Consider the following 23086-nt stretch of genomic DNA (forward strand, 5'->3'; position numbering starts at 1 on the left):
CCGGCAGGTAATCGCTTGAATTCCAAGGGATTGTGAATCCCGAAAAGCGCGCTCGCCACTGTCATCAAATCGCGCTACGGTAGGGCTCTGTTTGGGACCAGTGTTGCATCAATAGGATGCTGGAACTTTTTCCTCCTTTAGCAGTCCAAATCCCGGACTGCTAAGATGGGTGCCTATGAGCCAGAACACCTCTACTGCCCTTGTGGCAAACAATCTCCCGATTCCCAGTGCGCTCGGTTCGCTGGACGCCTACATCGGTGCCGTGCACCAGATCCCGGTGCTGTCGGTCGATGACGAACAGGACCTGGCCCGTCGCTTCCGCGACGGCAACGATCTGGACGCCGCCCGCGAGCTGGTGCACTCGCACCTGCGCTTCGTGGTGCACGTGGCCCGCGGTTACAACGGCTACGGCCTTGCCCTGGGCGATCTGATCCAGGAAGGCAACATCGGCCTGATGAAGGCGGTCAAGCGCTTCGACCCGGACATGGGCGTGCGCCTGGTCTCCTTCGCCGTGCACTGGATCCGTGCAGAGATGCACGAGTTCATCCTGAAGAACTGGCGCATCGTGAAGGTCGCCACCACCAAGGCGCAGCGCAAGCTGTTCTTCAACCTGCGCAAGTCGAAGACGCGCCTGGGCTGGATGAACGCGGCGGAAGTGAGCGCGGTGGCCAAGGACCTGAACGTGTCCGAGCGCGAGGTCATGGAAATGGAGTCGCGCCTGTCCGGCCGCGATATCGGTTTCGACGCGCCGACCGACGAGGACAACGAACACGCACCGCCGTCGCCGGCTGCGTTCCTGGTTGCCGATGACGAAGACCCGTCGATGGCCTACGAGCGCGAGGACAGCGAAGACAACCAGATGCAGCTGCTGCGCGAAGGCCTGGCCGAACTGGATGCCCGCTCGCGCGACATCATCCGCCGTCGCTGGCTGGACGCCGACAGCAAGGTGACGCTGCAGGAGCTGGCCGACGAGTACGGCGTGTCCGCCGAGCGCATCCGCCAGGTTGAGGCGAACGCGCTGAAGAAGATGAAGGCGCTGTTCACCGCGTAAGGCATAGATCTTAGGTTCGGTTCCTATTTCCGGAACGCGTTCTGATGAAAAGCCCCGGCGTTGGTCGGGGCTTTTCGTTTGGCCAGCATGGCAGTTGGTAATGCCGGCCGCTGATCGGCGGATTCAGTAGTACCAGCCCATGGCTGGCAGTCATGCGCTTCCGGTGGCCGTTCAATCCCTCGCGAGGTTTATAGCCCAGGGCCTGGTCCAATTCAGAATGGTCATTTTGGCCTCAGTCCTGGAGTTGGACTCCGATGACTGCCTTCCTGTGCTATGAATGCCAAGCCTTGCTTCAAGGCTCTTTCATGGATTGGAATGATGCGCAGGTTCGGGGGAACTGCAGGCGGTGTGTCGACCCGCTTCGGGGCATTTGAAGATCGAACTCGCAAGCTTGGTGTTATAGGCGCCTGGCTGTGCTGCTTGCTGCTGATGGGCCTTGGCCTGTCACCATCCGCAATCGCCCAGACAACGATCACATACATTCACACTGATGCCCTCGGCTCGGTTGTGGCCGAAAGCGATGCCAACGGCAACGTCATCAAACGATATGACTACGAGCCCTACGGGGCCGTGGTAGGCGGTCAGGTCACGGATGGACCTGGGTACGCCGGACATGTGAGCGACTCGGCCACAGGGCTGAGCTACATGCAACAGCGCTACATGGATCCACAACTGGGTGTGTTTTTGTCAGTGGACCCAGTCACCGCTCACCAAAAGCCAGTTGAGCAGTTCAATAGGTATCGGTACGCGAACGGGAATCCCTACAGGTTCGTCGATGCGGATGGAAGGCAGGCCGCAGAGCGATTCGTTGAGCGGCATCGGAGGGATATTGCTGCCGGAAATGGCGCCGTATACGAGCCGATGAGACCGGCCGCAATCGCTGTTACAGCGGCAATGGTTGCCCCAGTGCTGATCGAAGCTGGCATGGTTGCGATGGCCAATCCAAGTGTCGTATCAGCAGCTACCAGTATCGCTGCTGATATCGCAGGAGTTACAGGTGCCGGTGGAGCAGGTGTGGCGGCATCCAAAGTTCTGAGTGTTGAAGGTCGGGCACTTTTGAATTCCCGACCTGTGGGAAGTGCACTCAAAGCCGACGCTGGGCACAATTCGGCGACCTTCATGCGAGAGACCGCTGCAGAAGCGGGTGTTCATACTCCATTGACAGGGGGTGACGGCGTGGTCCGCACTCTGACTCAGCTGCCAGGTGAACTCAATGGAAAGGCCGGTCGATTTGAATACATAGTCGACAAGGCTGGCGACTTGACCCATCAAAGATTTGTGGAAGGTGGCAGCATGAACGGAATACCAAACAAGAAGTGAGTGTCTACATGAGAACGTATGACTGTATTCAGCCCTATGGACCCTGGAGTCAGACCGAGGTGGCGTGGGCACTGGGGCGCCATCTGATTGACTTTGAGGTTGTGAAGCACTGCGCGTCGGAGCAGAAGGAACTGGAAGAGAAGTTCAATCTGAACGCCTTGATTGAAAGACTTGAAGGGGCTTTTCCCGATGAGCGTAATAGCGTAGCTGCGCAGTTGGCGGCATTCGATAAGAACTCAAACGAGGATGAGATTCTCAGAAGATGGCTTGTTGCATTTCTCGCGGACGCTTACGCCAAGCGCGATGAGATTGCTGATCCGCTCGGAGAGGTTGAGAGGATCTACGCTGATTTTGATTACCCGGAGTCTCTGGAGAGCTTTGTCAGGTACATGCCAGCTTCTGATGGGTATGATCCGACTGCGCACTCACATGAGCAGAATGTTGCGCGTCTCTTCGAGAACTGGAAACGTTATCTTGACTCGGCGAAATAGCGGATTCACTCAGCGTAATTTCCTTCGCTTGATGTGCGTCGCCTCTTCCCGAAGCGCACCGTCCCGGCTTCCATGCCGAGGACGGTGAAAACTCCCAGAATCCGTGATCTGGTTCCATGCAGGAGGCTGCGTGGTGGATCTACCAGGCCTCACCCCTCGCGTGCGATCGCGCGCCAACCAATGTCGTTGCGGTGGAACTCGTTGGCCCAGGTCACCTTGGCCACCCCGGCATAGGCAGTGGCCTGCGCGTCGCGCACGCTGTCGCCCAGTGCGGCCACGCACAGCACGCGACCGCCGGCACTGACCACGTGGCCCTGCGCGTCCAATGCAGTCCCCGCATGGAACACCTTGGCACTGGCCGGCACGTCGTCCAGGCCGGAAATCACGTCACCGGTGATCGGCGCTTCCGGGTACGGCCTGGCCGCCAGCACCACGCCCAGCGACGGGCGCACGTCCCACTGCGCTTCGACCTGGTCCAAGCGGCCATCGATGGCAGCTTCCACCAGCTCGACCAGGTCCGACTGCAGGCGCAGCATCACTGGCTGCGTTTCCGGGTCGCCAAAGCGCACGTTGAATTCGATCACCTTCGGCGCGCCACTGGCATCGATCATCAGGCCGGCGTAGAGGAAGCCGGTGAACGGGATGCCGTCGGCGATCATGCCCTGCACGGTGGGGTTCACCACCTCGCGCATCACCCGTGCATGCACCTCCGGCGTCACCACCGGGGCCGGCGAATAGGCGCCCATGCCGCCGGTGTTCGGGCCGGTATCGCCGTCGCCGACGCGCTTGTGGTCCTGCGAGGTGGCCATCGGCAGCGCATGCACGCCGTCCACCATCGAAATGAAGCTGGCTTCCTCGCCGTCGAGGAACTCCTCGATGACCACGCGCGCACCGGCATCGCCGAACGCGTTGCCCGAGAGCATGTCACGTACCGCGTCCTCGGCTTCGGCCAGGGTCATCGCCACGATCACGCCCTTGCCGGCGGCCAGGCCATCGGCCTTGACCACGATCGGCGCGCCCTTCTCGCGGATGTAGGCCAGGGCGGCGTCCACGTCGGTGTGCACGGCGTAGAACGCGGTGGGGATGTTGTGGCGGGCCAGGAAGTCCTTGGCGTAGGCCTTGCTGCCTTCCAGCTGCGCGGCGGCGGCGGTCGGCCCGAAGATGCGCAGGCCGGCGGCGCGGAAGCGGTCTACCACGCCAGCCACCAGCGGTACTTCAGGGCCGACCACGGTCAGTGCCACGCCTTCAGCCTGGGCCAGCGCCAGCAGACCGTCGATATCGGTGACTTTCACCGCCACGTTGCGGCACTTGTCTTCGCTGGCGGTGCCGGCGTTGCCGGGTGCCACGATCACTTCGGTGACACGGGAGGACTGGGCCAGCTTCCATGCCAGGGCGTGTTCGCGGCCGCCAGAGCCGATGACGAGGATCTTCATGGGACAGGGTTCTCGGGTACGGAAGAGATAAGCCGGGCAGAGCCCGGCTTCGTGATGCGGATCAGTGGCGGAAGTGGCGCACGCCGGTGAACACCATCGCCAGGCCATGTTCGTCGGCGGCGGCGATCACTTCGGCATCGCGCATCGAACCGCCCGGCTGGATGACCGCCTTGATGCCGGCGGCAGCAGCGGCGTCGATGCCGTCGCGGAACGGGAAGAACGCATCGGAAGCCATCACCGAACCCTCGACCACCAGGTTTGCATCGGCCGCCTTGATGCCGGCGATGCGCGCGGAATAGACGCGGCTCATCTGCCCGGCGCCCACGCCAATCGTGCGGTTGTCCTTGGCGTACACAATCGCGTTGGACTTCACGAACTTGGCCACCTTCCAGGCGAACAGCAGGTCGGTGAACTGCTTGTCGGTCGGTGCCAGCTTGCTGACCACCTTCAGTTCGTCGCGGGTCATGCCGCGGTTGTCCGAGGACTGCAGCAGCAGGCCCGAGCCGACGCGCTTGCTGTCGAAGTTGTTCAGGCCATCACCGTGCGGGATGCGCAGCACGCGCACGTTGGCCTTCTTCTGTGCGTATTCCAGCGCGGCCGGCTCGTAATCCGGGGCAATCAGCACCTCAACGAACTGGCGGTCGAGGATGACCTTTGCAGTGGCCGCATCCAGCGGCTTGTTGAAGGCAATGATGCCGCCGAAGGCGCTGGTCGGGTCGGTGGCGTAGGCCAGCTCGTAGGCATCGCCGTTGCCGGCGCCAACCGCCACGCCGCACGGATTGGCGTGCTTGACGATGACGCAGGCCGGCGCATCGAACTGGCGCACGCATTCCCACGCCGCATCGGCGTCGGCCAGGTTGTTGTAGCTCAGTTCCTTGCCCTGCAGCTGCTGGAACGTGGCCAGGGTGCCCGGCACCGGGTACAGGTCGCGGTAGAACGCGCCGCTCTGGTGCGGGTTTTCGCCGTAGCGCAGGTCCATCACCTTCACGAAGGTGGAATTCATCTGCGCCGGGTACTCGGCACGCGCCGGCACGGCGGCGTCGGTGGCGGTGACCGCCGACAGGTAGTTGCTGATGGCCGCGTCGTACTGGGCGACGCGGTTGAACGCAGCCACCGAGAAGGCGAAGCGGGTGCTGGCCGACAGCTGGCCGTCGTTGGCGTCCAGCGAGGCCAGCAGCTCGGCGTACTGCGAGGGGTCGGTGGCCACTGCCACGCGGGCGAAGTTCTTGGCCGCCGAACGCAGCATGGCCGGGCCGCCGATGTCGATGTTCTCCACCGCGTCGGCCAGGGTGCAGTCGGCCTTGGCGGTGACCGATTCGAACGGGTACAGGTTCAGCACCAGCAGGTCGATGGCACCGATGCCGTGCTCAGCCATCACCGCATCATCCAGGCCGGAACGGCCCAGCAGGCCGCCGTGCACCATCGGGTGCAGGGTCTTGACCCGGCCGTCCATCATTTCCGGGAAACCGGTGACGTCGGCCACGTCCTTCACGGCCAGGCCCGCATCGCGGATCGCCTTGGCGGTGCCGCCGGTGGACAGCAGCTCCACGCCGCGTGCGGCCAGCGCAGTGGCCAGCTCGACCAGGCCGGTCTTGTCGGAAACGGAGAGGAGGGCCCGGCGGACGGGCAACAGATCGGCAGTCATGGGACAGAATCGGCAGCGGAGCGGGGCCGATATTGTAGGCGGTGGGGGCCGGTGGCGGGCGCTGGAAGGGGTAATTTGCCGTGGCGATCGACGCAAGGCCGGGTCGGGCACACCGATCCGGCCCGATCCGGGGGCTGGCCTGCGGACCAGAGCAGGGTTGTCGGAATCTGCCAACGATGGGGTAGGCTGTGCCCGCACTGCCAAGGATCAGCGGGTACGGATCATGTCGATCTATGCATTGAAAGGACGTTTCCAGGACCTGTTGCGTCCAGCCGTACGCGGCCTGTACCGCATGGGGATCACTGCCAATACGGTGACCGTGGCCGCTGCCGTGGTCTCGCTGCTGGTGGCTGCCGCCGTCTGGTGCTGCGCGCCGGCCCAGCCCCTGCTGTACCTGCTGCTGCCACTGTGGATGCTGCTGCGCATGGCGCTCAACGCCGTGGACGGCATGCTGGCCCGCGAGTTCGGCCAGCAGTCGCGGCTGGGCGCCTATCTGAATGAGCTGTGCGATGTAATCGCCGACGCGGCGCTGTACCTGAGCCTGCTCAGCGTGCCGGGCGTGCGCCCCGAGATGCTGTGGCTGCTGGCCTGGACCGCGGCCCTGAGCGAGTACGCCGGGGTGCTGGGGCTGATGGTCGGTGCCAGCCGCCGCTACGACGGCCCGATGGGCAAGAGCGACCGCGCGTTCGTGATCGGTGCGCTGGGCCTGCTGCTGGCGTTCGAGTGGGTTGGCGCGATGACGGTCACTGGCGTGGCCGCGGTCATGGCGGTGCTGTGCGTGCTGACGATGGTCAACCGCGTCCGTCGGGGACTGCGGGAAGCAGCGGTTTCGCCGAATTAATCAAGCAGATACAAGAAGACAATCAGGAGATTGCATGCGTCAGGCGCAGGAACGGGAATTCCACAGCTTCGACCAGGTACCGCTGTTCTACCGGTACTGGGCGGGCACCACCGCAACGCCGGCCACCAAGGCCATCGTGCTGCTGCACCGCGGCCATGAGCACTCCGGCCGGGTCACCCACCTGGTCGATGAGCTGGACCTGCCCGACACCGCCTTCTTCGCCTGGGACGCGCGCGGCAATGGCCGTTCGCCGGGCGCACGGGGCGATGCACCGGGCTTCCCGGCGCTGGTGCGTGATCTGGACAGTTTCATCGCCCACATCGGCGCCGAGCACGGCATTGCGGTGGAAGACATCGTGGTGATCGCGCAGAGCGTAGGGGCGGTGGTCGCCGCGACCTGGGTGCACGACTACGCGCCACGCCTGCGCGCGCTGGTCATGGCCTCGCCGGCGTTCAAGGTGAAGCTGTACGTGCCGTTCGCGCGGCCGGGCCTGGCCTTGATGCAGAAGCTGCGTGGCAACTTCTTCGTCAACAGCTACGTCAAGCCGCAGTGGCTGACCCACGATCCGGCGCGGGCGGAAAGCTACCGCACCGACCCACTGATTACCCGGCCGATTTCGGTGCGCGTGCTGCTGGGCCTGTACGAGGCGGCCGACCGCATCGTGGCCGATGCGCAGGCAATCAGCGTACCGGTGCAGCTGCTGGTGTCCGGCTCGGATTTCGTCGTGCACCGTGGCCCGCAGGACCGCTTCTACGAGCGCCTGTCCAGCCCGATCAAGGAGCGTGTGCATCTGCCGGGCTTCTTCCACGACACGCTGGGCGAGCGCGATCGTGCACCAGCACTGGCGCGCATCCGCGGCTTCATCCAGGCGCGTTTTGCCGAGCCGCTGCGCGAGCTGTCACGCCGCGACGCGCACCGTCACGGGCCAACCTTCGAAGAATCCGAGATCCTGGCCTGGCCACCGGAGCGCAACAGCCTGGCCGACCTGCGCTGGCGCGTGGTGCGTGGCGGCCTGCGCTTCGGCGGCACGCTGTCCGAAGGCATCGCGCTGGGCCTGCGGACCGGTTTCGATTCCGGTAGCACGCTGGACTACATCTACCGGAATGAGGCGCGCGGCAAGGGCCAATTGGGGCGGATGGTCGACCGCAACTACCTGGATGCAATCGGCTGGCGTGGCATCCGCGTGCGCGGCCAGCACCTGCAGGAACTGCTGCGCGACGCTGCCCAGCGCCTGCGCGGGCAGGGCACGCCGGTGCGTGTGCTGGACGTGGCCGCCGGCCATGGCCGGTATGTGCTGGAAGCGCTGGGCCAGGGCGAACAGCGCGCCGACCGTATCGTGCTGCGTGATTTCAGCGATCTGAACGTGACCCAGGGCCAAGCGTTGATCGAGCGCCTCGGTGCGGCCGACATCGCCCGCTTCGAGCAGGGCGATGCGTTCGATCCGGCGCAACTGGCCAAGGTCGATCCAGTACCGACACTGGCGGTGGTCTCGGGCCTGTACGAACTGTTCCCCGACAACGACGCCGTGCTGCGCTCGCTGCAGGGTATCGCCGCAACGGTGCCGGTGGGCGGCTACCTGGCCTACACCGGCCAACCCTGGCACCCGCAGCTGGAATTCATCGCCCGCGCCTTGACCAGCCATCGCGGTGGCGCGGCGTGGGTGATGCGTCGCCGTACCCAGCAGGAGATGGATGAGCTGGTGCGCCTGGCCGGTTTCGAGAAGGTGGCGCAGCGCATCGACGACTTCGGCATCTTCACCGTGTCGCTGGCGCGCCGGACCGCGTGATGGCGACGCTCGCCGCAACCCCGCTGGCCGCGGAAGGGCGCCCCTGGCGGCGCGCCCTGCTGTGGCTGGCCCTGCTGGGTCCGTTCTTCTTCGCAAGCTATGGCTTCGCCAACTGGATGGCCGGCCGCCACGCCACCCTGCCGGTGATGGCGTTCGCGTGGGAGACACGCATCCCGTTCGTGCCGTGGACGATCGTGCCGTACTGGTCGATCGATCTGTTCTACGCGATCTCGTTCTTCCTGTGCCGGCGTCGGCTGGAACTGGACCGGCATGCGCTGCGACTGTTCAGTGCGCAGGTCATCGCGGTCACCTGTTTTCTGCTGTGGCCGCTGCGCTTCAGCTTCGAGCGTCCGGAGATCGGGGGTGTGTTCGGCTGGCTGTTCGATGTGCTGCTGGGCTTCGACAGGCCGTTCAACCAGGCGCCGTCGCTGCACATCGTGTTGTTGATCGTGCTGTGGGTGAAGTTCGCGCAGTACCTGCATGGCGTGTGGCGCGGGCTACTGCATGTGTGGGCACTGCTGATCGGCGTCTCGGTGCTGACCACGTTCCAGCACCATTTCATCGATATCCCGACCGGCCTGCTGGCCGGTTGGCTGTGCGTCTGGCTGTGGCCGGAGCAGGGCACGCCACCATTGCGGGCCTGGCACACCGCGCGTGATGCGAGGCGTTGGCGATTGGCAGCGTTGTACCTGTTGGGGGCCGCCGTATTGCTGGTGCCGGTGGTGCTTCTGCGTGGCGCCGCGTTGTGGCTGCTGTGGCCGGTGACGTCGTTGCTGCTGGTGGCGCTGGCCTATGCCGGGCTGGGTACAGCGGTGTTCCAGAAGCGCGCCGATGGCCGCCTGACGATGGCCGCGCGATGGCTGCTGGCACCGTACCTGGGCGCTGCCTGGATCAACTCGCGGCTGTGGACGCGGCGTGCGCCGCAGCCGGTGCCGGTGATGGACGGTGTGTGGCTGGGGCGCATTCCCTCTGAGGCATTGCCGGCCCCCCTGGTGGGCGTGGTCGATGCCTGTGCCGAGCTGTCCTGTCGCGCGCAGGGCGCCGCGTATGCCAGCGTGCCGATGCTGGACCTGGTGGTCCCTGCACCGGAACAGCTGCGCGAAGCGGCCGAGGCCATCGAGCGCCTGCATGCGCACGGACCGTTGCTGGTGTGCTGTGCGCTGGGCTATTCGCGCAGCGCCGCCAGCGTGGCCACCTGGCTGCTGCGCAGCGGTCGTGCGGCCGATGCGGACGCGGCGGTGGCGATCGTGCGTGCTGCGCGCCCTGGCATCGTGCTGGGTACGGCCCATCTGCGTGCCATCACCGACGCGGCAGGAGTGCGCGCATGAGCACGGTTCCCGATCTGGCGACCATGCAGCTGCTGCTGCGGCAGGGGCGTTGGCCGGCATGCCTGTCGCTGGGGCTGCTGCTGGTGGCATTGCTGCTGCTCGGCACCGAGCCGGGCCTGGCGATGATCGCTGCAGGGTTGCTGCTGGCCAGCATGTCTGCAGGGGTGGCCCAGGCGTACCACGCGTGGCGGGTTGCGCTGGACGCCAGCCTGCTGCAGCTGCTGCGCGATGAGCGCCTGGACGGCGATGCCGCCGCGCGCCGCACTGATCAGCTGCTGCAGGACAGCGGCCTGCGCCGCGCGTCGCCCGATGCGCCCCTGCGGGGCTGGGACGCGCGCTGGGCCGGCATGCGTCGCCTGCTGCTGCGCCAGTACCTGCTGACAGCGGTGCAGTTCGCACTGCTGGTGCTGGCCGTGTTGTGGCCGCAGACGTGAACGGGAGGGACCAATGTTCGCCGAACTGATTGCCCGCGCCTGCAGTGGTGCGATCCATGTAGTGACCGGTGCCCGCGCGTTGTGGATCGGTTGCGCGCCGTCCAGCGAGCGCCGTGTGTACTACGGCAACCACGCCAGCCATGGCGACTTCGTGCTGATCTGGTCGTCGATGCCGCCTGCGTTGCGGCGCCAGGTGCGGCCAGTTGCCGCGGCCGAATACTGGCAGCGCGACGGCTTGCGTCGCTACCTGATCGATGCGGTGTTCAACGGCGTGCTGGTCGAGCGCGAGGCCGGCCATCGCCAGCAGGATCCGCTGCAGGCCCTGCGTGACGCGGTGGACGAAGACTGCTCGCTGATCCTGTTTCCGGAAGGTACCCGCAACGTGGGCGATGAACCGCTGCTGCCGTTCAAGAGCGGCATCTATCACCTGGCACGGCAACGGCCGGAGCTGGAATTCGTGCCGGTGTGGATCGACAACCTGAAGCGGGTGATGCCCAAGGGCCGGTTCCTGCCGCTGCCGCTGCTGTGCACGGCCACCTTCGGTACGCCGCTGCGGCTGCAGGCCGACGAGGACAAGGCGGCCTTCCTGGCCCGCAGCCGGCAGGCGCTGCTGGACCTGGCGCCGAACGGGGGGCGCGCATGAGTTTCCTGATCGATGTGTCCGGCGACCTGGCAGCGCAGAGCGTGGGCCAGCAGACCGGCCTGCTGTTCGCTGGCGTCGGTGCGGTGCTGGTACTGGCCACGCTGGTGGCCGAAACGCTGCGATGGCGCCAGCGCGGCCGGCCCAGCGCGGTCATCGCCAACCTGGTGTCGCGCATCCGCGCGTGGTGGGTAATGGCGATCGTGGTCGGGCTGGCGCTGTTCTTCGGCCGCGCCGGGGTGATCGTGCTGTTCGCGATCATCTCGCTGTTCGCACTGCGCGAGTTCATCACCCTGGCGCCGACCCGCTCAGGCGATTACTACGCGCTGCTGGCCGCGTTCTACATCGTGCTGCCGTGGCAGTACTACCTGGTGTGGATCGACTGGTACGGCATGTACACGCTGCTGATTCCGGTCTATGCGTTCCTGTTCCTGCCGATCCTGTCGACCATCGGCGGCGATACCACGCACTACCTGGAGCGCACGGCGAAGGTGCAGTGGGGGCTGATGATCTGCGTGTTCTGCATCTCGCACGTGCCGCTGCTGCTGAACCTGCACGTGCCGGGCCATGACCCCTCGCGCAACGTGCTGCTGTTTGCTTTCCTGGTGATCGTGGTGCAGTCCTCGGACGTGCTGCAGTACATCTGGGGCAAGTTGTTGGGCAAGCACCTGATCGCGCCGAAGCTGTCGCCGTCAAAGACGGTGGAGGGCTTCGTCGGCGGCGTGCTGAGTGCCAGCGCACTGGGCGCGGCGCTGTGGTGGATCACCCCGTTCACGCCGCTGCAGGCGTTCGGCCTGTCGCTGCTGATCAACCTGATGGGGTTCTGGGGCGGCCTGGTGATGTCGGCGATCAAGCGTGACCGGGGCATCAAGGACTGGGGCCACATGATCGAGGGCCATGGCGGCATGCTCGACCGGCTGGATTCGGTGTGCTTCGCCGCGCCGGTGTTCTTCCACGTGGTGCGGTATTACTGGAAGGCGGGCGGTGGCGGTTGATTCTGCCGGGCTTCCATCCACGCATGGCGTGGATCTACCGGTAGTGCCGGCCGCTGGCCGGCAACTGCAACATCCTGCCATCGTTCGTGGGGTTGCCGGCCAGCGGCCGGCACTACCCGCGCGCGCTTACGCGCTGATGCCGTATTCCTTCAGCTTCTTGCGCAGGGTGGCACGGTGGATGCCCAGCATCGCGGCGGCGCGGCTCTGGTTGCCTTCGCAGTGGTTGAGCACTTCCACGAACAGCGGGATCTCCATCTCGCGCAGCACGATCTCGTAGACATCGTCCGCGTCGCAGCCATCGAGGTCACGCAGGTAACGGCGCACGGATTGGGCGACATGTTCACGCAGCGGTGGCCGGGGAGCGCCACGACTGTTGTCAGGACGAGAGAGGACAGCGTTCAAGGGGGTTCCCGATTCGGTGGGCCCGTGCGCGCGGTGCGCGCGGCCGGACGAGGTGGTGGCGGCCAGTCTAGCGCGAGCGTGCCCGGCCTGCCACGGCCGGTCGCCTTTTCACGTTCAGAGGAAGTCGAAGGTGAATGCGACGGTGGATGCGGCGGGCTCCTGCACACGGAAGGCGACGCGCGCGCTCTGGCCCGGTTCCAGCAGCGCGGCGCCGGGGTTCTCGCCAAGGTACTGCGCAGGCGTGAACACACCGCTGCCGATCACCCGGCCATCAGCATCGGACAGTGACAGGCGCAGGTCCGGCCAGGCCTGTGCCCAGCGTGCGTCGTTGCGGATGCTGGCCTGCACCTGCAGCACGCCGGCCTGGCCGGGCAGCGGCCGGATCTCGCGGCTGGTCATGGTAAAGGCAGTGGGTTCATGCCAGGCCGGCAGGCTGCAGCGCAGGAGGCCGCAGAGCGTGCCCAGCCAAGCACGGTTGCCAGCGTCGGCGGCCAGCCGCGCACGGTCGGCCAGCAGGCTCTGCAGCACCAGCAGCAGCGCCAGCCCTGCAACCAGCAGCCAGTGCCAGCGCGGTGCCGGCAGGCCGCGGGGGCGCGCACTGCCAAGGAAACTCGGCGCGTCAACGGCGGCCGTCGTCGCCGGCACTGCAACCGGTGCCGACGCGATGGCCGCAATGTCATCAACGATGACAGGCGCATCGTCGTGCTGCATCTCTGCCGCCACATGCGCCGCTTCGGCGGGCCCGGCTGGCACCTGCATGGCAGGCGACGCGTGTTCTTCTGGTTCCTGCGTGCGCGCATCGGTCGCAGGCACGGGCGAACCTTCCGGGGCGGTGCGCAGGAAGGTTGCCAGAGGGCGTCGCGGTGGGTTCGGCTCGGACATGCTCAGGGTGCGGGCTCGGATCCAGCAGTCATTCAACCACGATCAGGCGCGGCGCACGCCGGTGATGCGCATCCAGTCGCCATCCTGGGTCGCCTGCAGGTCGTCGAACCATTCGGCATAGCGCTGCAGCAGTTCACCTTCCTGGCCGTGCAGGATGCCGGACAGGGCAATACGGCCGCCGGCAGCCACGCGCGCGGCCAGCAGCTCGGCCAACGCGTCCAGTGCCGAGGCGAGGATGTTGGCGACCACGATCGGGTAGGTGGCGACCGGTTCGTCCGGCGGCAGGTACACGTGCATGCGCGCCTGTTCGCCGTTGCGCTCGGCATTGTCGGCGGTGGCGACCAGGGCCTGCGGATCGTTGTCCACGCCGATGGCCTCAGCGGCGCCCAGCTTCAGCGCGGCAAGCGCAAGGATGCCGGAGCCGCAGCCGAAGTCGAGCACGCGCTGGCCCTGCAGCAGGCCATCCACGGCCAGCTGGTCCAGCCAGCGCAGGCAGAGCGCGGTGGTCGGGTGGGTGCCCGAGCCGAACGCCAGGCCCGGGTCCAGCCGCACCACGGCGGCGTCTGCAGCCTGTGCGGCCTCCGGCAGTTCATGGTTCCACGGCACGATCCAGGTGCGGCTGCCGAAAGCCATCGGCTGGAACTGGTCCAGCCAGGCGCGTTCCCAGTCCTCGTCCTCAACCGCGCGGAAACTGCCGCTGCTCCAGTCAAGTTCCGGGTCGAATGCTTCCAGCGCGGCCAGCAGCAGCAACGCGTTGCTGTCGGTGGGAAACAGCGCGCTCAGCACCAGGGTGTCCCATAGCGGGGTCTCGCCCACGCCCGGCTCGAGAATGGCCTGTTCGTTGCTGGTATCGGCCTCGGCATCAAGCAGCGTGACGGCCAGTGCGCCGACATCCTCCAGCGCATTCTCATAGCGGGGCTGGGTAGCTTCGGTGCAACGCAGGGTCAGTTCCAGGAACGGCATGGCGGTGGGGGCAATCGCGGGAAAGGGGGCCATGCTAGACCATCGGAGCGTCTCCGTATTGCCTGAGATGCCGCTTGGAGATGAACGGAACCGATTCAGACAGGCCTGGCAGGCCTTGCTAAACTTGCTGCTTTCCTGTGCGCCATGAACGCTCACTGCCGCCAATGGCCTTTGCTCCGACCCTGAAAACCTGGTTGCTCGTGCTGCCGGCGGTGGCCGTGCTGGGCGTGGCCGGGTATCGGGCCAGCGGCCATGCCGGGTCGGTACCGGTGACCGCAGGCGAACTGCCGACGGCGCAGGTTGCGGCGCCCCTGCCGGTCGTGCCGGAAGCGTTGGCGCGTCGCCTGGCGGCGTTCGAGCGCGGCAACGCGCTGCCTTCGGGCCTGCCGCTGGACCTGCGCGCGGACATCGAGGATGCGACCGATCTGTACGCCTACGCGCAGCGCCTGCGCGTGCAGGCCGACGACGGCAATCACGAGGCGCGCTGGATGCTCAGCCGGGTCTACGACTACTGCGCGCAGTACGCCATCGATCCGGGCGGTTATCGGTTGGACAACAATGTGCTGGCCGGGCTGGGCCTGACCGCTGCACCGGCGATGGTGCAGGCGCGCGAGCGCGTGGCGCAGCGTTGTGGCGGCTTCGTGCCGGGCGACAAGCTGGGGTCCGCGCTGGTGCTGGCCGAGCGCCGCAAGGCGGCCACGCAGGGCAACCTCGCAGCGGAAGCATCGCTGTTTGCCGAAGGCGAGCCGCTGAATGACAGCCCCGAGTACCGCCGTGACCTGGTCGAGCGGGTGCGCACATCGCGCGATCCGGAGGCCTTCATGGCCATTGCACCGGGCATGGGCGTGCGCGCGGCGGGCGACCAGGCGCTCACTGGCCTGGTCGCGGGTGAACAGCTCAGTGAACTGGCGTGGCGGGTTGCGGCCTGCGAGCTCGGTCTACCGTGTGGTGCCGACAGCGTGCTGGTCAACAGTTTTTGCGCGAATGGAGGGATCTGTTCGCAGGATGGGACGCAGGATTTCCGTGATTTCGTGTATGACGCTGCGGTTTCGCGGCAAGGTGCGGGGAAAATGAAGCAGTGGATCAAGCGATTGGTTGGCAAGAGGGGCGGGCAATGAACTACCGTCGATTCCTGCATGGGGCCAAGTTCTGGTTCTGGGTGGCGCTGTTCGTGGCCTATTCGGCCGGCGCGGTCGGGCTGTTGATGATCGACACCTATGAAGATCGTTACCGGCATCTGTCGAAAGTGGAACTGACCACGGTGAAGGCGCAGGAAGATGTGCGCCGCGTGGGTGCCAGCCAGGTCGCTGCGGTCTATCGCGCGCAGAGCGGCATGCCGTTCGCATCGTTGCCGGCAGGCAGTACCTTCCAGGTGGTGTGGCCCGATGGGTCCACCGAGACGATGGTGATCGTCGACCCGAGCTCGCCCAATGGTGTACGCCCGCTGGCGAATTCGCAGATCCCGGCCGAAGCTGCCGACAAGCGCTGATGCACCTGCCGTAGAGCCGAGCCCACGCTCGGCTCTACGGCAATGGAAAAAGGGCGGGGATATCCCCGCCCTTTTCATGTCCAGTACCTGCTGCCGATCAGGTCAGTGCGATCGGCTTGTTCTTGCGCTCGGCAAGACGCTTTTCCAGGTAGTGGATGTTCTGGCCACCGGCCTGGAAGCCCTTGTCGCGCATGATCCGCTGCTGCAGGGCGATGTTGGTCTTGATGCCGTCGACCACCATCTCGCTCAGCGCCACCCGCATGCGGGCGATGGCGGTTTCGCGGTCCGGGCCGTGCACGATCAGCTTGCCGATCATCGAGTCGTAGTTCGACGGCACGCGGTAGCCACTGTAGATGTGGGTATCCACGCGCACGCCGGGGCCGCCCGGCGGATGGAAGCCGGTGATGGTGCCCGGGCTCGGCACGAAGGTCTCGGCGTCTTCGGCGTTGATGCGGCACTCGATCGCGTGGCCGGTCAGCACCACGTCGCTCTGCTTGATCGACAGCTTCTGTCCGGCGGCGATCTTCAGCTGCTCGGCCACCAGGTCGATGCCGGTGACCATTTCGGTGACCGGATGTTCCACCTGGATGCGGGTGTTCATCTCGATGAAGTAGAAGCGGCCGTCTTCGTACAGGAACTCGAAGGTGCCGGCGCCGCGGTAGCCGATGCGCACGCAGGCTTCGGTGCAGACCTTGCCGATCTGCTCGCGCTGTTCGGCGGTGATGCCCGGTGCCGGCGCTTCTTCCACCACCTTCTGGTGGCGGCGCTGCATCGAGCAGTCGCGCTCACCCAGGTGGATGGCGTTGCCCTGGCCGTCGGCCAGCACCTGGATTTCCACGTGGCGCGGGTTCTCCAGGAACTTCTCCATGTAGACCTCGCCATTGCCGAACGCGGCCTTGGCCTCGCTCTTGGTGGTTTCGATCGAGGTCTTCAACGAGGCCTCGGCATGCACCACGCGCATGCCGCGACCGCCACCGCCACCGGCCGCCTTGATGATGACCGGGTAGCCGATCTCACGGGCGATCTTGGTGTTGGCGACGATGTCATCGCCCAGCGGGCCGCCCGAACCGGGCACGCACGGCACGCCGGCCGACTTCATCGCGCGGATGGCTTCGACCTTGTCGCCCATCATGCGGATGGTGTCAGCCTTGGGGCCGATGAAGATGAAGCCGGATTCTTCCACGCGCTCGGCGAAGTCGGCGTTCTCCGACAGGAAGCCGTAACCGGGATGGATCGCCTGCGCGTCGGTGACTTCAGCGGCGGCGATCAGCGCCGGAATGTTGAGGTAGCTCTGCGGCGACGGCGCCGGGCCGATGCAGACCGACTCGTCGGCCATGGCCACATGCTTGAGGTTGCGGTCGACCGTGGAATGCACGGCCACCGTGCGGATGCCGAGGGTGTGGCACGCGCGCAGGATGCGCAGCGCGATCTCCCCTCGGTTGGCGATGACGACTTTGTCGAGCATGGCGTGCCCCTCAGCCGATCACGAACAGCGGCTGGTCGAATTCCACCGGCTGGCCGTTCTCGCCAAGGATGGCGACGATGGTGCCAGACTTGTCGGCTTCGATCGGGTTGAACATCTTCATTGCTTCGATGATGGCCAGGGTCTCGCCTTCCTTGACCTGCTGCCCAACGGTGACGAAGGCCGGCTTGTCCGGGGCGGACGACGCGTAGAAGGTGCCGACCATCGGCGAGCGCAGCACGTGGCCTTCCGGCAGTGCCGGGCCCGGCTTGGCGGTACCGCCGGTGGAGGCTTCGGTCGGCGACTGCATCGGCATTGCCTGCGGTGCCGGGGCGGCCGGAGCGGCGTACACCGGGGCGGCGACCGGGGCGGCATAGCCGGCCACCGGGGCACGCGACAGGCGCACCGACTCTTCGCCTTCCTTGATTTCGATTTCAGCCAGGTTCGACTCTTCCAGCAGGTCGATCAGCTTCTTGATTTTGCGCAGATCCATGAGGGCCTCTTTGGTTTCTATCTAGGTGAGGAGAGCGCCGTGGGCGCCCGGGTCGACAATCAGGTGGCGGATACCCGCAGCAGCGCCGCGTCCATCGCGTAGCGGTAGCTGTCGGCACCGAAGCCGCACACCACGCCCACCGCCTTGTCACTGAAGTAGCTGTGCTGGCGGAACGGTTCGCGGGTATGCGGGTTGGACAGGTGGATCTCGATGAACGGCACCGCCACCGCGGCCAGCGCATCGCGCAGGGCAACCGAGGTGTGGGTGAAGGCGGCGGGGTTGATCAGGATGAAAGCGGTTCCGTCGTCGCGTGCGGCCTGCACGCGGTCCACCAGCACGTGCTCGGCATTGGACTGCAGGCTCTCCACCGCGTGTCCGGCGGCCGATGCCTGGCTGGCCAGGGCCTGGTCGATGTCGGCCAGCGTGGTGTGGCCGTAGACCTCCGGCTCGCGTGTGCCGAGCAGGTTGAGGTTGGGGCCGTGCAGGACCAGCAGCTTCGCCATGGGATCCGGAAGACGGGAAAGGGCGGCAGTCTGGCGGAACCGGCGGATGCTGTCCAGTTCGGCGAAGTTTGCAGCGTTTCAATCGAACGTTTGAAATCTGCCGGAGCGCTTGTGGCCGTATGGGGGGCGCTGGATCAAGGCGCGCTGAATGGCTCGCAGGCCGGGGATGCATGCACGTAGGCCGACGATGGCGGCAGGCATGGGCAGGGCTGATGCTGTCATGGGTGGTGCTGCAGTAGATCCACGCCACGCGCGGATGAGGCCACCATTCAATAGATCCACGCGATGCGTGGATGGAGGACGTTCGGTACGTAGCACGCTACGCACCCACCGAGGGGCAGCCCAAGGTGCGCCGCACGCCACCCACTGCCCCCCGCCACGCCCCCGCTCACGTCTCCAGCGGCACCGTCGGCACCACGTTCGGGAACACCTCTTCCAGCGGTTCCCGTTCTCCAGGCTTCGGTGCCGGCCAGTTGTAGGCATTCACCGGCTGCGCGCGGTTTACCCACAACGCGTAATACAGGTGGTCGGCGCGGCCATCACCGGTATTGGGGTGGATCAGGATGGTCAGGCCCAGGCTGTTGAGCTGCAGCCAGGGCACCAGCACCGGCAGCAGGTCGTTGGTGAAGCCGAAGTAGAACGACGGGGTGACGTGCGGCCCGCGCGGTTCCAGGTTCCAGTTGCCCAGCTCCACCGGGAAGCGCTCGGCCGCCCAGCGCCGCAGCAGCGCAGCCTTCTCGAAGCTGTCCTCGTCGAAGTAGATGTGCGCGTGATAGCTCTTGATGTCGGTGTAGGCGCGTGGGGTCACGGGCAGGGTGGCCTCGCCGGGACGCACGCTGGCCGGGCGCGGGGTCGGTTCGCTGGCCGTGGCCTGGCCCCAGGGGCTGCGCCCTTCCGGTGCTGGCGGCACGATGGCACGGAAGCCGGGGCGGCCAGGCTCGGTGGTATTCACCGCGTCGTTGCCGCGCGGTGCTGCGGCGGCGGTCGAGGCACTGGCCAGGCCGCCAGCGGCCAGACCCGCCGAAGCGATCAGGCGGCGCCGTGCCGGCGACAGCAGGTCGGCCCAGTGGGCGTCATCATCGCCGGCGTCGGTGAGGGTCTGCGGGTCCGGGTGCATGAAGGGCTCCGTGGCGGCATCGTGTGGGCAGGCAAGCACGCTCGGGCACCCGCATCCACAGCGTCCAATAAGCAGGGGGCATCACCTCATGCAGGTGCGCCCCGTTGTCGTTGAGCGTGGCCGCTGGGCGGGCTAGGGTGCAGGTCTGCCGCCCGGAGCCCTTCCATGATCTCGCCCGATGCCGACACACAGCAAAAGCGCGCGTTTTTCCGCCAGCTGCACGCGCAGGGTTGCTTCGTGCTGCCCAACCCGTGGGATGTGGGCAGTGCCCGCTACCTGCAGCGGCAGGGCTTCCAGGCACTGGCCACCACCAGTGCCGGCTGCGCCTGGAGCGAAGGACGGCCGGACGGAGCGGTTTCGCTGCAGGCCACGCTGGCGCATCTGCGCGTGATGGTGGCAGCGACCCCATTGCCGTTGAATGCCGACTTCGGTGATGGCTTCGGCGCCACGCCGCAGGCGGTGCAGGAGGCGGTGGCCGCGGCGATCGCCACCGGCATTGCGGCATTGTCGATCGAGGATGCCAGCGGCGTGGCCGATGCACCGCTGCGTCCGATCGACCAGGCGGTCGAGCGCCTGCGCGCTGCCCGTGCAGCCATCGACCGCGCGGGTGGCGACGTGCTGCTGGTCGGCCGCGCCGAGAACTTCTTCGTTGGCGTGCCGGATCTGCAGGACACCCTGCAGCGCCTGCGTGCCTACGCAGAGGCCGGTGCCGACGTGCTGTATGCACCTGGCATCAGCACGCGCGAGCAGATCAGCGCGGTGGTCGCCGCTGCCGGGTCGAAGCCGGTGAACCTGCTGGTCGGTGGACCGACACCGCTGCGCCTGCAGGACATTGCCGCGCTCGGCATTCGCCGGGTGAGTCTGGGCGGCGCACTCGCCCGTGCCGCGTGGGGCGGGCTGATGCAGGCGACCCAGCCGATCGTGCAGGACGGACGCTTCGATGGGCTGCAGCAGGCGGCCTCCGGGGCTGCCTTGAACGCGCTGTTCCGCTAGATCCACGCCGTGCAAGGCGGGAGGGGCCGGCGACTACAGCGCCTCGATCTCCCGCTTGGGTAAGGTCACGTCGGGTTCCAGCGCTGGCAGCAGTTGGCGAAGCAGGTTTGGATTGCCCTGCAGCCCGGTGCCATCCAGATACGTCCAGCCGGAACCACCAACGCGGCGCACGGCCACCATGAACGTGGTGCTGCGCATTGGGGTTTCACGCACCCGTATCAGGGATTGGCGTGGCACGAAGCAGACTTCTTCCTCTCCGGCAGCATAGGTCCGGGTCGGCACACCTACATCTTCGCTGATGATCACTACACCGGCGTTGTGCTGCTTCTTCAACGCATCACGGGTGATCGCCTGGAAGGCGTCATCGCCGCCGGCCAGTCGCTTGAGGCTGGGATGGGTGCGTTCGATGAGGAAGTCCGCATCGCCGCGGGCGTATGCAGTCATCATGGCGCGCACATCTTCGCGCAGTGCCTTCGCATCACTGGGACTGAGTTCACCTGCGAAGGCGGATGGCAGCAACAGCGACAGCAGCATCAGTATCGTCAGGGGCAGGCGTCGATCCATGTTCGGGTGTCTCACAGGGCACCGCCGCACTATACGGTGGATGCGAAAACAGCGTCCCATCGATGGCGCTGGTATCCCGAAAATCACTACTTACTATTGGTAGGTATTGATTCCTGGAGACTCCCATGCACAGCCTCATTGTCATCGCCCACCCTGAACCCGGTTCGCTGACCCATGCGATGGCGCATCGCATCGGCGATGCCATCACTGCTGCCGACGCCCGCAACACCGTGGCCTACGCCGATCTGATGGCCGAAGGCTTCGATCCGCGCTTCAACGCCCAGGACCAGGCCTTGTTCCGCAGCACCGGCGCGGTACCGGCCGACATCGCCGCCGAGCACGCACGGCTGGAGGCCACCGATACACTGGTGCTGGTGTTCCCGTTGTACTGGTGGTCGTTCCCGGCACTGCTGAAGGGCTGGATCGACCGTGTCTTCACCAACGAATGGGCCTACGCACAGGATGCGCAGGGCAAGCTGGTGAAGAAGCTGCAGCGCCTGAACGTGCATCTGGTGGGGCTGGGCGGCGCCGATGCAGCGATTGTTGAACGTCGTGGCTACGATGCGGCGATGAAGACGCAGATCGACATGGGCATCTTCGACTACTGCGGCGCGCGCGTGCTGACGTCCGACCTGCTGCTGGATGCCGATACCGGTGCGGCCGGAACGCATCTGCAGACCGCGCTGGCGATCGGCCGTAAAATAGGCACCCCGATGCGCTGATCGCCGTGTTCCGCCGATGCCTGCCAACGCCGCTCCCACGCGCCGCCGATTGACCCGCGAGCAACGCGCCCGGCAGTTGCTGGACGTGGCCTGGGCGCTGGTTGGCGAAGAAGGCACCGACGCGTTGACGCTGGGTCGGCTGGCCGAGGCGGCGGGCGTGACCAAGCCGGTGGCCTACGATCACTTCGTGACCCGCAACGGCCTGCTGGCCGCGCTCTACGATGACTATGACGGGCGCCAGACGGTGGTATTCCACGAGCGTATCGGCCGCGCCCGCGCGCAGCTGGCCGACCGTGCGGCGGCCATCGCCTCCGGCTACATCGACTGCATCCTCAGCCAGGGCAGTGAAGTGCAGGGCATCCTCGCCGCGCTGGTGGGAGCGCCGGAACTGCACGAGGTGCGGCGGCGTTACCAGCAGGACTTCATCGACAACTGCGACGTATGGCTGGGTCCGTTTGCCGCCGGTGGCACGGTGCCACTTGCTGGGCGCTGGGCGATTCTCGGTGCGGCTGAAGCCCTGTCTGAAGCCGTGGCGGCAGGCGCGCTGGACAAGACCAACGCCGAGGCCGAGCTGCAGCGGCTGATCGTGGCGACGGTCAAGCGGCGCTGAGCGGCTTCGGGCGTCAGGCCCCGGCAGTGCTGCTGGCCAGCGTGGCGAATCCTGCCGCCAGCTGATCGCGCACTAGGGCATCGCGCGCGTCGCGGCTTTCAGAACCCAGCACCACGGTGATCAGGCGTACCGGCTGATCCCGCCCGGGCACTGCCCGGCATGCGGTGGCGGCCAGGCAGAAGCCTGCTGCCTGGGTGTAGCCGGTCTTCAATCCATCCACGCCGTCATCGCCAAGCAGCGCATTCTGGTTGTTGCGGCTGAAGCTGCCATGCACGAACGCGCGCTGCGCGGTGATTGCCCGCATCTGCGGATGGTCATTCAGCAGGCAGGCGGCCAGCACCGCCATGTCGCGCGCGCTGGATGCATGGCGCGGCGTGGTGATGCCGGAGACGCTGGCGAACCAGCTGCTGCGCAGGCCGAGCTGGCGTGCGTGCCGGTTCATGCGCTCCAGGAACGCAGGCTGCGATCCGTCCAGGTGGCGCGCCATGGCCAGCGCCGCGTCATTGCCGGAGACGATCATCAACCCTTCCAGCAGGCGCGCGAGCGTGACCGTTTCGCCGGGCACCAGGCCCATGCGCGTTTCATCGTCGGCGACCGCATGCACGTCGTCGGCGGCGATGGTGACTTCGTCGCCCCACGAGCGCCCGCGCTCCTCGACACATTCGTAAGCCGCGTAGGCGGTCATCAGCTTGGTCAGCGAGGCCGGCTGCCTGGCGATATCCGCGTTGTGCTGGTGAATCACCGCGAAAGTTGCCGCATCGAGGGTGATGGACGACAGCGGTGCACGCGCAGGAGCAGGAGCAGGAGACGGCATGGAAGCGACGATGGCAGTGGGGACCCAGCAGGATAGTGTGCGGCGGCTGCACGAAGCTGAAATATTGCAACGATATAACGTATCGTAATTGTGGGCCGCCGATGGCCC

Annotated in this window: 25 protein-coding genes; 14 read left to right on the top strand and 11 right to left on the bottom strand. The window is 66.3% G+C overall.

The window, feature by feature from the left end:
* Positions 1 to 175 precede the first annotated feature (175 nt).
* The 3 genes from rpoH to AC5P6X_RS03720 all read left to right on the top strand — a co-directional run bounded on the left by rpoH (position 176) and on the right by AC5P6X_RS03720 (position 2862).
* Positions 176 to 1051, top strand: a complete 876-nt coding sequence (gene rpoH / locus AC5P6X_RS03710) for an RNA polymerase sigma factor RpoH (RefSeq protein WP_005411269.1) — start codon at positions 176 to 178, stop codon at positions 1049 to 1051.
* A gap of 273 nt (positions 1052 to 1324) precedes the next feature.
* Entirely contained in the window at positions 1325 to 2371 is a 1047-nt protein-coding gene (locus AC5P6X_RS03715) for an RHS repeat domain-containing protein (RefSeq protein ID WP_234411862.1), read from the top strand.
* Between the two features lie 8 nt (positions 2372 to 2379).
* Positions 2380 to 2862 (top strand): DUF2247 family protein, encoded by a 483-nt coding sequence (locus AC5P6X_RS03720; RefSeq protein ID WP_053090762.1) that lies wholly within the window; start codon positions 2380 to 2382, stop codon positions 2860 to 2862.
* Positions 2863 to 3011: 149 nt separating this feature from the next.
* Here AC5P6X_RS03720 and purD read toward each other — a convergent pair whose 3' ends face one another.
* Together purD and purH are read right to left on the bottom strand one after the other, a co-directional pair.
* Positions 3012 to 4295, bottom strand: coding sequence for a phosphoribosylamine--glycine ligase (gene purD, locus AC5P6X_RS03725; protein WP_005414660.1), 1284 nt, complete (start codon positions 4293 to 4295; stop codon positions 3012 to 3014).
* 61 nt (positions 4296 to 4356) lie between these two features.
* Positions 4357 to 5940: a bifunctional phosphoribosylaminoimidazolecarboxamide formyltransferase/IMP cyclohydrolase gene (gene purH / locus AC5P6X_RS03730; RefSeq protein WP_012481416.1), complete on the bottom strand. Its 1584-nt coding sequence runs from the start codon at positions 5938 to 5940 to the stop codon at positions 4357 to 4359.
* A 223-nt stretch (positions 5941 to 6163) separates the two neighbouring features.
* On the opposite strand from purH, the gene AC5P6X_RS03735 reads away from it, so the two are divergent.
* Genes AC5P6X_RS03735 through AC5P6X_RS03760 form a run of 6 tightly spaced genes read left to right on the top strand, consistent with a single transcriptional unit; the run spans position 6164 to position 11964 of the window.
* Complete coding sequence (locus tag AC5P6X_RS03735; protein ID WP_005411264.1) at positions 6164 to 6781, top strand: CDP-alcohol phosphatidyltransferase family protein; 618 nt, start codon at positions 6164 to 6166, stop codon at positions 6779 to 6781.
* Between the two features lie 34 nt (positions 6782 to 6815).
* Positions 6816 to 8567: a bifunctional alpha/beta hydrolase/class I SAM-dependent methyltransferase gene (locus tag AC5P6X_RS03740; protein WP_329757065.1), complete on the top strand. Its 1752-nt coding sequence runs from the start codon at positions 6816 to 6818 to the stop codon at positions 8565 to 8567.
* The gene (locus tag AC5P6X_RS03745; protein WP_164222565.1) at positions 8567 to 9895 is read left to right on the top strand and encodes a phosphatase PAP2/dual specificity phosphatase family protein; all 1329 of its coding nucleotides are present in this window, start codon (positions 8567 to 8569) and stop codon (positions 9893 to 9895) included. Before AC5P6X_RS03740 ends, AC5P6X_RS03745 begins: the two co-directional genes overlap by 1 nt.
* Entirely contained in the window at positions 9892 to 10329 is a 438-nt protein-coding gene (locus AC5P6X_RS03750) for a hypothetical protein (protein WP_164222567.1), read from the top strand. Before AC5P6X_RS03745 ends, AC5P6X_RS03750 begins: the two co-directional genes overlap by 4 nt.
* 13 nt (positions 10330 to 10342) lie before the next feature.
* Positions 10343 to 10972 carry a lysophospholipid acyltransferase family protein gene (locus AC5P6X_RS03755; protein ID WP_005411260.1) on the top strand — a complete coding sequence of 210 codons (630 nt, stop codon included), beginning with the start codon at positions 10343 to 10345 and terminating at the stop codon, positions 10970 to 10972.
* Positions 10969 to 11964, top strand: coding sequence for a phosphatidate cytidylyltransferase (locus AC5P6X_RS03760; RefSeq protein ID WP_005414654.1), 996 nt, complete (start codon positions 10969 to 10971; stop codon positions 11962 to 11964). The genes AC5P6X_RS03755 and AC5P6X_RS03760 overlap by 4 nt, the downstream gene beginning before the upstream one ends.
* 126 nt (positions 11965 to 12090) lie before the next feature.
* Here the strand turns inward: AC5P6X_RS03760 and fis are convergent, their stop codons facing one another.
* The 3 genes from fis to prmA all read right to left on the bottom strand — a co-directional run bounded on the left by fis (position 12091) and on the right by prmA (position 14211).
* On the bottom strand, positions 12091 to 12366 hold the full coding sequence (fis, locus tag AC5P6X_RS03765; RefSeq protein ID WP_005419706.1) for a DNA-binding transcriptional regulator Fis: 276 nt from the start codon (positions 12364 to 12366) through the stop codon (positions 12091 to 12093).
* 114 nt (positions 12367 to 12480) lie between these two features.
* A complete protein-coding gene (locus AC5P6X_RS03770; protein WP_164222570.1) occupies positions 12481 to 13248 on the bottom strand; it encodes a DUF3426 domain-containing protein in 768 nt (255 codons plus the stop codon).
* Positions 13249 to 13290: 42 nt separating this feature from the next.
* Positions 13291 to 14211, bottom strand: coding sequence for a 50S ribosomal protein L11 methyltransferase (gene prmA, locus AC5P6X_RS03775; protein WP_329757075.1), 921 nt, complete (start codon positions 14209 to 14211; stop codon positions 13291 to 13293).
* A 164-nt stretch (positions 14212 to 14375) separates the two neighbouring features.
* On the opposite strand from prmA, the gene AC5P6X_RS03780 reads away from it, so the two are divergent.
* Both AC5P6X_RS03780 and AC5P6X_RS03785 read left to right on the top strand, forming a co-directional pair.
* On the top strand, positions 14376 to 15329 hold the full coding sequence (locus tag AC5P6X_RS03780; RefSeq protein WP_049448507.1) for a hypothetical protein: 954 nt from the start codon (positions 14376 to 14378) through the stop codon (positions 15327 to 15329).
* Positions 15326 to 15700: a hypothetical protein gene (locus AC5P6X_RS03785; RefSeq protein ID WP_005411254.1), complete on the top strand. Its 375-nt coding sequence runs from the start codon at positions 15326 to 15328 to the stop codon at positions 15698 to 15700. The genes AC5P6X_RS03780 and AC5P6X_RS03785 overlap by 4 nt, the downstream gene beginning before the upstream one ends.
* 97 nt (positions 15701 to 15797) lie before the next feature.
* On the opposite strand, the gene accC is transcribed toward AC5P6X_RS03785, so the two are convergent.
* From accC to AC5P6X_RS03805, 4 genes are all read right to left on the bottom strand, one after another.
* Positions 15798 to 17165, bottom strand: a complete 1368-nt coding sequence (gene accC / locus AC5P6X_RS03790; RefSeq protein WP_005411253.1) for an acetyl-CoA carboxylase biotin carboxylase subunit — start codon at positions 17163 to 17165, stop codon at positions 15798 to 15800.
* A 10-nt stretch (positions 17166 to 17175) separates the two neighbouring features.
* Positions 17176 to 17655: an acetyl-CoA carboxylase biotin carboxyl carrier protein gene (gene accB / locus AC5P6X_RS03795; protein WP_010481080.1), complete on the bottom strand. Its 480-nt coding sequence runs from the start codon at positions 17653 to 17655 to the stop codon at positions 17176 to 17178.
* A gap of 59 nt (positions 17656 to 17714) precedes the next feature.
* Complete coding sequence (gene aroQ, locus AC5P6X_RS03800; protein ID WP_005411251.1) at positions 17715 to 18158, bottom strand: type II 3-dehydroquinate dehydratase; 444 nt, start codon at positions 18156 to 18158, stop codon at positions 17715 to 17717.
* A 388-nt stretch (positions 18159 to 18546) separates the two neighbouring features.
* Entirely contained in the window at positions 18547 to 19275 is a 729-nt protein-coding gene (locus AC5P6X_RS03805) for a DOPA 4,5-dioxygenase family protein (protein WP_033834056.1), read from the bottom strand.
* Positions 19276 to 19440: 165 nt separating this feature from the next.
* Between AC5P6X_RS03805 and AC5P6X_RS03810 the strand changes: the two genes are divergently transcribed.
* Positions 19441 to 20268, top strand: a complete 828-nt coding sequence (locus AC5P6X_RS03810; RefSeq protein ID WP_049448502.1) for an isocitrate lyase/PEP mutase family protein — start codon at positions 19441 to 19443, stop codon at positions 20266 to 20268.
* A gap of 33 nt (positions 20269 to 20301) precedes the next feature.
* Here the strand turns inward: AC5P6X_RS03810 and AC5P6X_RS03815 are convergent, their stop codons facing one another.
* Positions 20302 to 20832: a hypothetical protein gene (locus tag AC5P6X_RS03815; protein WP_049448500.1), complete on the bottom strand. Its 531-nt coding sequence runs from the start codon at positions 20830 to 20832 to the stop codon at positions 20302 to 20304.
* A gap of 125 nt (positions 20833 to 20957) precedes the next feature.
* Between AC5P6X_RS03815 and AC5P6X_RS03820 the strand changes: the two genes are divergently transcribed.
* On the top strand, positions 20958 to 21554 hold the full coding sequence (locus AC5P6X_RS03820; RefSeq protein ID WP_108270001.1) for an NAD(P)H-dependent oxidoreductase: 597 nt from the start codon (positions 20958 to 20960) through the stop codon (positions 21552 to 21554).
* Between the two features lie 16 nt (positions 21555 to 21570).
* Positions 21571 to 22164 (top strand): TetR/AcrR family transcriptional regulator, encoded by a 594-nt coding sequence (locus tag AC5P6X_RS03825; protein WP_049448495.1) that lies wholly within the window; start codon positions 21571 to 21573, stop codon positions 22162 to 22164.
* Between the two features lie 13 nt (positions 22165 to 22177).
* Here AC5P6X_RS03825 and AC5P6X_RS03830 read toward each other — a convergent pair whose 3' ends face one another.
* Positions 22178 to 22978 (bottom strand): D-alanyl-D-alanine carboxypeptidase family protein, encoded by an 801-nt coding sequence (locus AC5P6X_RS03830; protein ID WP_329757068.1) that lies wholly within the window; start codon positions 22976 to 22978, stop codon positions 22178 to 22180.
* Between the last annotated feature and the right edge of the window lie 108 nt (positions 22979 to 23086).

It is taken from the genome of Stenotrophomonas sp. YJH_SMC_40, assembly GCF_059368615.1.